Source organism: Wolbachia endosymbiont (group A) of Icerya purchasi, assembly GCF_947251635.1.
GTDB classification, from domain to species: Bacteria; Pseudomonadota; Alphaproteobacteria; order Rickettsiales; family Anaplasmataceae; genus Wolbachia; species Wolbachia pipientis.
In genome coordinates this window covers 852,459-864,592 of the sequence record NZ_OX366357.1, presented here as the reverse complement: position 1 = coordinate 864,592, position 12,134 = coordinate 852,459, and the positions used below count along the sequence as shown (strand labels likewise).

General features: G+C 35.7%; 13 protein-coding genes and 1 riboswitch. Of the genes, 12 read left to right on the top strand and 1 reads right to left on the bottom strand.

Annotated features, from left to right (window positions below; translation table 11 throughout):
- Positions 1-9: 9 nt before the first annotated feature.
- Positions 10-1,332 (bottom strand): malic enzyme-like NAD(P)-binding protein, encoded by a 1,323-nt coding sequence (locus OPR17_RS04555; RefSeq protein ID WP_265021310.1) that lies wholly within the window; start codon positions 1,330-1,332, stop codon positions 10-12.
- Positions 1,333-1,466: 134 nt separating this feature from the next.
- Between OPR17_RS04555 and pgsA the strand changes: the two genes are divergently transcribed.
- From pgsA to lepA, 12 genes are all read left to right on the top strand, one after another.
- A complete protein-coding gene (gene pgsA, locus OPR17_RS04550; RefSeq protein WP_265021309.1) occupies positions 1,467-2,009 on the top strand; it encodes a CDP-diacylglycerol--glycerol-3-phosphate 3-phosphatidyltransferase in 543 nt (180 codons plus the stop codon).
- Between the two features lie 346 nt (positions 2,010-2,355).
- Entirely contained in the window at positions 2,356-2,748 is a 393-nt protein-coding gene (locus tag OPR17_RS04545) for a hypothetical protein (protein WP_265021308.1), read from the top strand.
- Positions 2,726-3,073: a hypothetical protein gene (locus OPR17_RS04540; RefSeq protein ID WP_265021307.1), complete on the top strand. Its 348-nt coding sequence runs from the start codon at positions 2,726-2,728 to the stop codon at positions 3,071-3,073. Before OPR17_RS04545 ends, OPR17_RS04540 begins: the two co-directional genes overlap by 23 nt.
- A gap of 60 nt (positions 3,074-3,133) precedes the next feature.
- On the top strand, positions 3,134-3,847 hold the full coding sequence (locus OPR17_RS04535; RefSeq protein ID WP_265022171.1) for an outer membrane protein assembly factor BamD: 714 nt from the start codon (positions 3,134-3,136) through the stop codon (positions 3,845-3,847).
- 59 nt (positions 3,848-3,906) lie between these two features.
- Positions 3,907-4,647: a YebC/PmpR family DNA-binding transcriptional regulator gene (locus OPR17_RS04530; RefSeq protein ID WP_265021306.1), complete on the top strand. Its 741-nt coding sequence runs from the start codon at positions 3,907-3,909 to the stop codon at positions 4,645-4,647.
- Between the two features lie 3 nt (positions 4,648-4,650).
- On the top strand, positions 4,651-5,784 hold the full coding sequence (locus OPR17_RS04520) for a M23 family metallopeptidase (protein WP_410529717.1): 1,134 nt from the start codon (positions 4,651-4,653) through the stop codon (positions 5,782-5,784).
- Positions 5,785-5,791: 7 nt separating this feature from the next.
- Entirely contained in the window at positions 5,792-6,637 is an 846-nt protein-coding gene (locus OPR17_RS04515; RefSeq protein WP_264707663.1) for an SPFH domain-containing protein, read from the top strand.
- A gap of 76 nt (positions 6,638-6,713) precedes the next feature.
- A riboswitch (TPP riboswitch) is annotated at positions 6,714-6,816 on the top strand.
- The gene (locus OPR17_RS04510; RefSeq protein WP_006280002.1) at positions 6,805-7,080 is read left to right on the top strand and encodes a SemiSWEET family sugar transporter; all 276 of its coding nucleotides are present in this window, start codon (positions 6,805-6,807) and stop codon (positions 7,078-7,080) included. (Overlaps the previous riboswitch by 12 nt.)
- The gene (locus tag OPR17_RS04505; protein WP_265021305.1) at positions 7,061-7,528 is read left to right on the top strand and encodes a thiamine diphosphokinase; all 468 of its coding nucleotides are present in this window, start codon (positions 7,061-7,063) and stop codon (positions 7,526-7,528) included. Before OPR17_RS04510 ends, OPR17_RS04505 begins: the two co-directional genes overlap by 20 nt.
- A complete protein-coding gene (locus OPR17_RS04500; protein WP_265021304.1) occupies positions 7,512-7,751 on the top strand; it encodes a hypothetical protein in 240 nt (79 codons plus the stop codon). The genes OPR17_RS04505 and OPR17_RS04500 overlap by 17 nt, the downstream gene beginning before the upstream one ends.
- A 733-nt stretch (positions 7,752-8,484) precedes the next feature.
- Entirely contained in the window at positions 8,485-9,888 is a 1,404-nt protein-coding gene (locus OPR17_RS04495; protein ID WP_265021303.1) for a malonyl-CoA decarboxylase, read from the top strand.
- A gap of 75 nt (positions 9,889-9,963) precedes the next feature.
- Entirely contained in the window at positions 9,964-11,760 is a 1,797-nt protein-coding gene (lepA, locus tag OPR17_RS04490; RefSeq protein ID WP_265021302.1) for a translation elongation factor 4, read from the top strand.
- Positions 11,761-12,134 lie beyond the last annotated feature (374 nt).

Below are 12,134 nucleotides of genomic sequence, written 5' to 3'. Positions count from 1 at the left end.
TCCAATAAATTACATATGTGAAGATAGTAAATTCAGCGTGCTGAGAACATTAGAAAGACGAGATTTTAATTGATTTTCATATTTACTCCAATCTTGTATTGCCTTTCTTGCAACACCTGAATCAACTGCGGCTTTTGCAACAGCAGGAGCTACTATAGAAATTAATCTTGGGTCAAATGGAGTAGGTATTATATATTCACGTCCATAGCCCATTTTACGACCGCCATAGACTGCAGATATCTCACCTGGTACTGGCTCACGGGCAAGCTTTGCTATTGCATCTGCAGCTGCAATTTTCATTTCATCATTTATTGTTGTTGCATGTACATCAAGTGCCCCTCTAAATATATAAGGAAAACCCATTACGTTGTTGACTTGGTTGTTGTAATCTGACCTACCAGTTGCAATTATTGCATCTGGCCTCACAGATTTTGCAAACTCAGGCCTTACTTCTGGATCGGGATTGGCAAGAGCAAAAATAATTGGGTCTTTGCCCATACTCTTTAACATCTCTTCATTTAACACATCTTTTGCAGATAGTCCGATGAATACATCAGCGCCTTTTATTGTATCAAGTAGAGAACGTTCGGAAGTATCAATTGCATACTTTTCCTTCCACTCATTCATATCCTCGTTTCTACCTTTGTATAGTACTCCTTGCTTATCACACAGCACTATATTTTTAGCGCCCATGGACTTTAGTATTTCTAAACATGCAATACCGGCTGCTCCAGCACCATTCATAATGATCTTAACGTCCTCTAATTTCTTTTCAACAATATCAAGAGCATTTTCTATGCCAGCTGCAACAACCACCGCAGTTCCATGCTGGTCATCATGGAACACTGGAATATCCATCAGTTCATTCAGGCGTTTCTCTATTATAAAACAATCGGGAGATCTTATATCTTCTAAATTTACCCCCCCCCAACTTGGCCCAAGATACCTTACTGCATTGATGAAATCTTCTATATTTTCTGTACCAACTTCTATATCAACTGCATCAATATCAGCAAAACGCTTAAATAAAACAGCTTTGCCTTCCATGACAGGTTTTGCAGCAAGAGGACCGATATTACCAAGTCCAAGCACTGCAGTGCCATTTGAAATGACAGCAACACAGTTGCTTTTTGCCGTATAATCATAAACAGCTTCAGGATTTTTAGCTATTTCAAGACACGGAGCTGCAACGCCAGGGGAATAAGCAAGTGACAAATCATACTGGGTAGATAAAGGTTTTGTTGGCATGATTGAAATTTTACCAGGGTTACCACCTCTACTGTGATACTTAAGTGCCTCTTGTTTTATGGTACTATCTAAATCATCGTTCATCATTACATCCTTATATTTTAAGCTTGTATTTTTTAAGTATATGGAGTTTTTATGAATGTTCAATTGTAAACTATTAGCTTGTGAACTCTGTTGTACTTCTGTATAAGTTTACCTATTACGTAAGATGATATTACATGCTTAAGAAAAACGTGCCTAATTTGCTTACAATTTCTCGTGCACTTGCAATACCAGCAATAATATTAAGTTTTTATATAGAAAATAAATATGCAGGCCTGATAACAATATCAATCTTTATGTTTGCGTGCATTACGGATTTTTTTGATGGTTACCTGGCGCGTGCGTGGAAAGTCCAATCAAAGTTTGGCAAGCTATTTGATCCAATTGCTGATAAATTAATAGTGGTTTCAACAATAATTATGCTAATTTATAAGCAAAAGATAAATGATTTTACAATAGTACCGTCGATTATCATCATCTGTCGGGAGATATTAGTTTCAGGTTTACGGGAGTTTCTGATAGCTACAAATGTTAGTCTGCCTGTAAGCAAAGCTGGAAAAATTAAAACATTTTTGCAGATGGTTGCTGTAGTAGCGCTAATAATGAACGATTATTATATGATTCAATATATAGGTGCGATTTGTTTATGGGTTGCAGCTATTATAACTGTGTGGTCGGGCTATAATTATATCCTAGCCGGCATCAAACAGATTGATTAAATCTCCTAGGAAATAGTTAATAGACAAGAGTAGTTAATAGACAAGAGTAGTTAATACTTTCATAATATTGACTGAATAGTTAAAATCCTGTATAATATATTAGTTAATAGGGTTTATATGACTGATAACTTTAAGACTACGTTTTCTCCTGAGGAGTTTTTTTGGGGATTTTTGGCCAACGGTTGATGAAGAAGTCAAAAAAGAAAGGCTAGAACAAGAGTTATTAACACTAAAAGAAGAAGCAGAAAAAAAGAAGAAGCTTGAGCAAGAGTTATTAACGTTAAAAAAAAGAGAACTATATAGACAATGTGCATCATTGGTAACAATGGTTCCATTTGCATTATTTATGGCTATTGAACTGGAAAAAATATGTAGCGATCAGGTATTGCTTGGCGTGATAAGTGGCGCGCTAAGCCACACTATATTACCTTTCATGGTCCTATCTCTTATTTGTACGCTATATTTAATTTACAATAATAGGAAAATAGCACAAAAAGAACGAGAGTTGGAGAATATTAAAAATGGAGAGGAAGTAAAGGAAAAAGAGCACAATATTTCTGATATAGGTCAGTGTTTGATCTATATTGAGGCTATAACAACTGCACTGGTTATTGTAGGTATGATAATGGGTGAAACATCTTCACTTGAAGCAGCAGAGGATGCAATTTTATTTCTTGCCAATGCAATTGCTTTTCTTGCAACTCTTGTTTCTTATATTGATAAGCATAAAAAAAAATAAGAAAAAGGAAACAGAAAAGTCTGATCTTGATGAGAAATCTAGCAAGAAAACTAGCAATATATCTGTAGCCGGATTGGCGCTTGCTGGTTCTTCTGTGTTTTTAATAAGAAGGATAATGTTAATGGCATTAGCATCGTCCTTAAATCCTGCTGTTGGACCTACTTTAGGCTTGATAGGTATTGCAATTTTTATGGCTGTACAGGTCTTAACTATACATTCCTACAGTAAGACGCTGAAAGATCCAAAAGTGAAAGGACGAGGTGAATCAAGAAATGCAGGTAGTTCTGACCGTAGTTATAAAGAAGAAGGACCGGCTATTGCCTAAGAAATTTATTTATTTAAGTAATATTTAGGTCTATACTTTATTTTGATCGAAAAAAATCTTATGTATAAGACTTTAATCACGTGCTTTATTTTCCTAATTTGCTCCTTTACACAATCGTATGCGAATGATCTTGAAAAAACTAAAACTGAAACTGAACTATATGAAGAAGCAGTTGAACTTTTTGACCAGAAAAAATATAAACAAGCTATTAGGGCATTTCAAAAGATAGAGGATTTGTACCCTTTCTCTTATTGGGCAAGGAAAGCAAAATTATTATCTGGGGTTTCTCACTATAATATGGGTAGCTATAGAAATGCTGCAAGTGATATGGATGATTATATATATGTTTATTCAAATGGTGAAGATTTACCATATGTATACTACTTAAGAGTATTATCTTATTACATGCAAATTAATAAAGTGCAACTTGGACAGCAAACTGCATATAAAACTTTAGAGCTAGCCACTGAGTACATTAATCTCTTTCCAGGCAGCGAATATGTAGACGAGATGAAGGAAAAAGCAAAGCTGATCACAGAGCATATATCAACAAAAGAGTACTCTATCGGTAAATTTTACCTGAGGCGTGGTGAATATTTAGCAGCAATTAAGCGTTTCCAGAATATGGCAAGCTATAAAGATTCTAAATATTTTTCTAAGTCTATTAACTATTTAGTAGCAGCACATTTAGCTCTTGGCCTTGACTTAGAAGCTGAGCAGTATGAAAGTATGTTATTAGCAGAAAATCTGCAAGATGCCAAGCCAGAGGCTTGAAAATTTGCTTTAGCTTTTTCTATGCTTTGATATATAATTAGGTTTTTAACTATTTGAATATGGCTGGTCATTCACAATTTTCAAATATAAAATATCGGAAAGGCACTCAGGATGCAAAGCGCTCTCAAAAATTTACGAAGCTGATTAGAGAAATAACAGTTGCTGCAAAGCAAGGGCTACCCGATCCAGAACTCAACCCGCGCCTTCGCTCTGCTATATTTGCTGCACGCAAGGAAAATCTACCAAAAGATAAAAGAGAAACAGCAATAAAAAATGCAACTGGTAACGTTGCTGGAGAAAATTACGAGGAAATACAATATGAAGGTCATGGGCCTTTTGGCACTGCACTCATTGTCCATGCCTTGACTAATAACCGCAACCGTACTGCTTCTGAGGTGCGTTATATTTTTTCTCGCAAAGGTGGAAATTTAGGAGAAACAGGAAGCGTTAGTTATCTTTTTGATCATGTAGGTTTAATTGTCTATAAAGCAGAGGGTGTGAATTTTGACGATTTATTCAGTCATGGAATCGAATTAGAAGTATTGAATGTTGAGGAAAATGACAAAAAAGGATTACACGTTATAACTTGTGAAATAAAAGATTTTGGTAAAGTACGCGATGCCTTTTATGCAAAATTCGGAGAACCAGAACTTGCTCGTCTTTCGTGGCAACCAAAGGATCTAGTTGAAATTAGCGATAAAGAGTTAATTGATAAATTATCTGCATTGGTTGAAGAACTAGAAGATAGCGACGATGTACAGTATGTGGAAGGTAATTTTACTTTTGTTGATGCTGTTTAAATGATGAAGCTGATTATATTTATGCTGCTCTTTATCTTACCGTTATATACCGCTGAAACATCAACAGATCTTGCGCAGTATGCAGCCAGTGCCTCTTTTTCTTGTCATCCCAGTGCCCAGACACTGGGATCCAGCAAAATTGATTATAAACAGCACACTATACAACATTTTCGATTTAAAAACTGGATTCCAGTGTCAAGCACTGGAATGACAGAAAGCAACCTGACCCACTCTCCAGTGTCACTTCAGCAAGGAATCAAGAAAAAAAAAGATATTACTTTGATGGAGGGAAGCAACGTAGGAAACTTAGTACATGATGGAAAGTTGTTATTCATATCCAGTACCATAAAATCTTCCTTTTTTGCCACGGGAATTGAGCAAGGGTTGGCGCCAAATACAGTGGTGAAATTGATCAACATATATAAAGATTTCGGTGTTGATTTTAAAAAAGACATTGTGCCGAAGAGTAAATCGGAGGTTCTTTTTGAGAGATTGCCTAATAATCAGAAGACTGAAGAAAAAATTTTATATGCTTCACTGACAATAAACAAGAAAGCTATTAGTTTATATCATTATAAATCGCAAGACGGCAAAGAAAGGTATTTTAATAATGAAGGAATAAGCTTAAAAAATGGCGAAATTTTTGCAAATCCTTTAAATGGAGATTATCGCATATCCTCAAAATTTGGCAATAGAAAGCATCCTGTTCGCGGTAAAATTGCTTTTCACAAAGGAGTGGATTATGCAGCTAAACTTGGCACTCCCATATACGCTGCTGCAGAGGGTGTGATAGAATATATAGGAAAGAATGGTGGCTATGGAAATTACATCAAAATAAAACACAAAAATGAATATTCAACCTGTTACGCGCATATAAGTAGATTTAGTGGCGATATAAAGTTAGGCTCTAAAGTAAAGCAGGGGCAGGTTATCGCCTATGTTGGTAGCACTGGTGTTGCAACAGGACCCCATTTACATTACGAAGTTATATATAACGGCAAACACATCGATCCGCTTACGATAGCACATAAAACTGAAGTAAAATTGCCTGATCATGAATTAAGAGAGTTTAAACTATTTGTAAATAAGATAAACAAAACGATCAACAGAGAGGGTTCAAGTGAAAAAGAAGTTTAAAGACAGTATGGATAAGAATACGATAAACGATAGAAATTTGAGTCAAATTCGGGCTTTTCCTGTACTAATAGCGCTAGGATTAATTTTATCGCTGCTTTTTTTGGCATATGACAGCACAATTGCACTTGGAGTTGCTGCCGTTTCAATTTTGACTTTTCTTCAAGGATTTTTTATTAATGACCCTAATGAAGCAAGAGTGATAGAATTTTTTGGTCATTATATTGGAACTTATTTTAAGTCTGGAATATGTGTAACGCTTCCCTTTTCAAGCAAATATATAGTTTCCCTAAAATTTCAGAATATTAACACAGAAAAAATAAAAGTTAATGATGCAAATGGAAGTCCAATAGAGATTTCTGCAGTAATTGTTTGGAGAGTGAGCAGTCCTGCAAAGGCGTATTATAATGTTAATAACTATCACGAATTTGTTTTTGTACAAAGTGACTCGGTAATTAGAGAATTGGCGAGCAATTATCCGTATGATAGCGAAAGCGATGAGGAATCTTTACGTAAAAATTCTGATAAAATTTCAGATGAATTGCGGTCAATGTTACAACAAAGATTAGATATTGCAGGAATTGAGATTACAGAAGCAAGAATATCGCATTTGGCGTATTCGTCCGAGATTGCACAAGCAATGTTAAGGCGTCAACAAGCACATGCTATCACTTCGGCAAGAAGGCATATAGTGCAAAATGCAATAGGAATTGTCGAGGAAGTAATAGCTCATTTTGAAAAAAACAAAAGCTTACAATTAGATGGCAAGCAAAAGGTTCAATTGATAAATAATTTGTTGGTTGCCCTAATCTCTGAGCAAGATGCACAACCGACGATTAGTTTAGATAATAATTAGCATAGAAGCCGATTGGGTTTCATAAATGCAAGTCACTATTAATTTCTTGATTAATAGACTAAATGATGTTATAAATTACACGCATTAGGGGTGCTCTAGAAAAGCTGAGAGTACATAAAGTACAACCCTTTGAACCTGATATTGTTAAAGCAAGCGTAGGAAAATGTATGTATATAAATATTGAAGAATGCTTCGGCTTCATTGCGTTAATTGCATCTCTAATTGGATTATCACCTCAAGTATATAAAGCATATATCACTAAAGTTACTCGTGATGTATCGATGTTAATGTTAGTAAACTATCTTATTTGTTCATTGTCTTGGATTGGCTATGGTCTTTACCAGAGCTCAATTTTTGTGGTGCTTAGCAATATTGCTGGATTAGTGATTAGCATAATATCAATTATTCAAAAATGTTACTACGATGCAAAACCTGCACCATGATCATGTGCTGCACTGCAGTACACAACAACAATATCGTTCTATTGTAGTGCTAAATGGAAAAATACCGAGCTCATCGTTTTTTAAACGAGATATACCTATTATTGCTGTAGATGGAGGAGCAAACAAGCTTCTATCAATTGGCGTAAAACCTGATCTTGTAGTAGGAGATTTGGATAGCGTAAATCTGGATTTACGTGCTAATTTGAATACGATATATCTACCTGATCAAGATTATTGCGACTTTTCTAAAGCAATGGCTCACTTAAAAACAGTAAAGTTATTGCCATCAATAGTAACGGGTATTACTGGAGGAGCAATTGATCACATACTACAGAATATTAACATTTTTCTAAGTACGGGCAGTATCTTTTACACACCTTCACCTCCCATGGTAGGTTACACTTTACAAAAAGGTATTACCCATTTTTTCTTTGCCAAAAAATACTAAAATATCTTTACTTGGTATACCGAGAGCTCAAATATCAACTAAAGGATTAAAATGGGAACTGCACCTTAGTAATCTTGCTTTTCCGCGAAAAAATTCTTGCTTTAATCGAAGTTTAGGCAATAAGGTATCCGTAGAAGTACACAGTGGTATATGTCTAGCAATGATTTATTTAGAGACAGTAGATGATGCTGCAAGACATCATGTGCGTCAAGTTAAGAAGTAAATAGACTTCTTGCATAACCCAAACTAAGTAGAAAAAAGGTATCATCCAAGTAGCTGACACTGGTTCCTTTATGAAGTGTCATTCCAGTTTCAGCTACTTGAATGACAGCAGTTCTACGTCATACCGCCGCGGTATCTCTTTAGCTGCTTTTAAATGCAACTAACCTTAGCTTTAATATTTAAGAAATTTACTAAGCAGAAAAAAAAGGCAAAAGAAACCCCGTGTTAGCTAGTTGTCACTCTCTAATCCTGCAAATTGGCGTACTATACTGTCTTAAACGACTTATAAGCGCGTTTCAGCTTATATAGGTAAAAACCCAGAAATGTTGTGAAGACATAAGGTGCACATAGTGCAAAAAATTAAAAATAAGACGCCAACTACGTTGTTTTCTTGCTGTTTAATCTGCACAGATGAAGATAACTGAATACCTTCAGTACCATGATAAGGGGGCTGGCAGAGTTTGTCAAGTAAGTTTTTTCGTTTCTACTGAATGACAGTTGTGGCTTGGGAGGTAGTGCAAGAAGTCTATTGTATTACTGAATTATTAATAATTCAGTAATAGTGCCTGCTATGTAGCTAAAATTTTCCTTTAACTTAAGCTATATGTAGCTAAAATAACTTGGGTTTACCGACGATTTGACAAACCGTCATCCCGCTGCTTGTTAGCGGGATCTAGAGATACCGCGGCGGTATGACCCTGACTTGCATTAGCCATGTATAATAAAGGAAATCTATGACAAAAGAATCATTGGTAAAAACTGATATAGTGAAAGTTGAAGACAAAAAAGCGGTAAGAAGCTTTTTTAAAATACTAGGTGGAGTGGCAGATGCTGTAAGATCGTGGATTGGTAACATCAGTCCTGATTTAAGCAACAGTCGCGATATCGATAGTTTAGTCTTGAAGATGAACGAGTGCTTAAATCCAAAGGGAGGAGAGGTTTCAGCACGTAAGAACGCTGTATCTCTTGGTAATCTGTACTTGAGCTTATCAGAGAAAGGTAAAATAAAATTTCTACAAACCCTGGCAGAAAAATTTAATCCGAATAAAGTGGAAATAGATGAGAAAATTAAAGAGTATAAGAAAAATCAAGATCCCGAGTTAAACTATAAATTTGAACAGGATTTAATAAAAATTCTTGAATCACCGCGTTCTAAAATATTAAAGCAATTTATTTCTTTACCAGAAGGCCTTAAGTTTATTGTTGATATGCGTTCTGACGTGCTTAAGCTAAAGAACCAATATAGAAGCTTGAATCCACTAGAGAACGAATTAAAAAATATACTCTATACTTGGGTTGATGTTGATCTACTTGATCTTCGTCAAATCACCTGGGATTCACCTGCATCATTGCTAGAAAAACTTATAAAATATGAAGCTGTGCATAAAATTTCCTCTTGGGGAGACCTAAAAAACAGACTAGACTCTGATCGTCTCTGTTTTGCTTTTTTTCATTACAAGATACCAAACGAACCTCTAATTTTTGTAGAGGTTGCATTGGTGGATAAGATTGCAGATAGCATTCAACACCTTTTAGATGAGTCGGTACCTTCAAATGATCCAAGTAGTGCGAGCACTGCTATATTCTATTCAATATCAAATACTCAAGCAGGGTTATCTGGAATCAGCCTTGGTAATTTTTTGATCAAAAGGGTTGTAGAAAAGCTATCACAGGAGTTTAAAAGTATAAAAACATATGCAACTCTTTCTCCAATACCTGGCTTTACGAAATGGCTAAAAAACAATCTAAACCAAGATGTCACTTTATTGGGCAAACTAAACATAAAACAATCTAGTGCAGAAATTTTAGAAAGTATAGAGCAATTAAAAACTAACGTTGAATGTACAAATGAAACTAAACAATGCATGCTTAAACTATGTGCATATTATTTACTAAAAGTTAAGAACAATAGTGGCGGTGCTTATGACCCGGTGGCGCATTTTCATTTAAGCAATGGTGCATCGATAAAACAATTAAACTGGATGGCGGATACTTCTGAAAAGGGTATTAGTCAGTCAGCCGGGATGATGGTAAATTATCTATATGAGTTGCCTAAAATAGATAATAATCATGAAAACTATATGGTTAATAAAGTGATTTCCTGCTCGAAAAAAGTGTCGTCTATGTTGAAGGAGTAAATAGTCTCTTAATAAAGGATTGCCCTCACAACACTTAAAATGTAAAATGGTTCTACTTAAGTAAAATAGCCATAAATGAACAACATAAGAAATTTTGCAATAATAGCGCATATAGACCACGGTAAGTCAACGCTTGCTGACCGTTTAATAGAGGAATGTAACGGCCTTGAAGCAAGAGAAATGATCAATCAAATACTCGATTCAATGGATATAGAGCGTGAACGTGGCATTACAATTAAAGCACAGACGGTAAAACTTAATTATACGGCAAACGACGGTAATCAATATTGCCTAAATCTCATGGACACCCCAGGTCACGTTGACTTTTCTTACGAGGTAAGTCGAAGCTTAGCAGCGTGCGAAGGTTCACTTTTAGTGGTGGATAGTAGCCAGGGCGTTGAAGCACAAACCCTTGCAAATGTATATAAAGCTATTGACAACAATCATGAAATAATAGTTGTGCTCAATAAAGTTGATCTTCCTGCTGCAGATCCAGAAGGGGTAAAACTCCAGGTTGAGGAAATAATCGGTATTGACGCAAGTGAGTCAGTTTTAATATCAGCAAAAACTGGACTTGGAATAAAAGATGTACTTGAAGCAATAGTGGCAAAACTTCCAGCTCCTCAAGGTGATGTAAATGCTCCACTGCAAGCAATTTTAGTTGATAGTTGGTATGACACTTACTTAGGAGTGGTAATTTTAGTGCGAGTTAAAAATGGAGTGCTAAAAAAATGCATGAGAATTGTTATGATGTCTAATAATGCTGCATACCAGATAGATAATATCGGTATTTTCACCCCTAAAAAAGTGATGACGGGTGAACTTTCAGCGGGTGAAGTTGGTTTTATAACTGCTTCAATGAAGGAAGTAGCAGACTGCAAGGTAGGGGACACTATCACTGAGGAAAAGAGACCTTGTAGTGAAGCACTTCCTGGATTTAAAGAAGTGCATCCTGTGGTATTTTGTAGCATTTTCCCTCACAAAACGGATGATTTTAAATATCTAAGGGAAGCTCTAGAGAAGTTACATTTAAATGATGCAAGTTTTACCTTCGAAGCTGAAACTTCAAATGCACTAGGCTATGGATTTCGTTGTGGTTTTTTGGGAATGTTGCATCTTGAAGTTATTCAAGAAAGGCTCGAGAGAGAATTTGATTTAGACCTAACAGCAACTGCACCGAGTGTTATATATAGGGTTACAACACGAAGTGGTGAAATTTTGAATATTCATAACCCAAGTGATATGCCAGATCCAACGAAAATTGAAATTGTGGAAGAACCATGGATTACCGCAACCATAATGGTCCCTGACCAATACTTGGGAGAGATTCTATCTCTATGTGAAGAAAGGAGGGGAGAACAGGAGGATTTATCTTACATTGGTAACACAACAACAGCATTGTTAAGATATAAATTACCACTGTCTGAAGTTGTTTTTGACTTTTATGATCGATTAAAATCAATTTCCAAAGGATATGCAAGTTTGGATTGGGAAATTTCCAGCTATCTGGTAAGCCAAATAGATAAATTAAGCTTTTTAATTAATGGAGAGCCCGTAGATGCACTGGCTTGTATCGCTCACAAAAGCAGAGCAGAAAAAAGGGGGCGTGAAATATGCGCACGCTTGAAGGATTTAATACCACGTCAGCAATATAAAATCGCGATTCAAGCGGCAGTGGGCGGAAAAATTATTGCCAGAGAAACGATTAACCCATACAGAAAAGATGTAACAGCTAAACTCTATGGTGGAGATGTAACGCGAAGAATGAAACTACTTGAAAAGCAAAAGAAGGGTAAAAAAAGGTTACATTCTATAGGGAACGTAAATATTCCACAGAATGCTTTTATTCAAGCCTTGAAGATAAGTGATTGATCTTAAAAGACTTCTTGTATAGTTTTTGGCAACAACCGTTAGAAACGAAAAAAACTTACTTGACAAACTCCGCCAACCCCCTTATCATGAAACTGAAGCTATTTATTTATCTTCTCTGTACAGATTAAATGACAAAAAAACTCACGCATCTGGCGTCTCATGTTTAATTTTTTGCACTATGTGCACCTTATGTCTTTATCAAATTTCTAGCTACACAAGCTGAAATACGCTATTTAAAACATTAAAAAACGCCAACTTAAAAAATGGATAGTGAATAACTAGCTACCCTAGGGTCTCTTTTGCCTTTTTTTCGTTTGGTAAATTTCTTAATGTTTATGGCTAAACGACAACCGTCATCCCGCTACTTGTTAGCT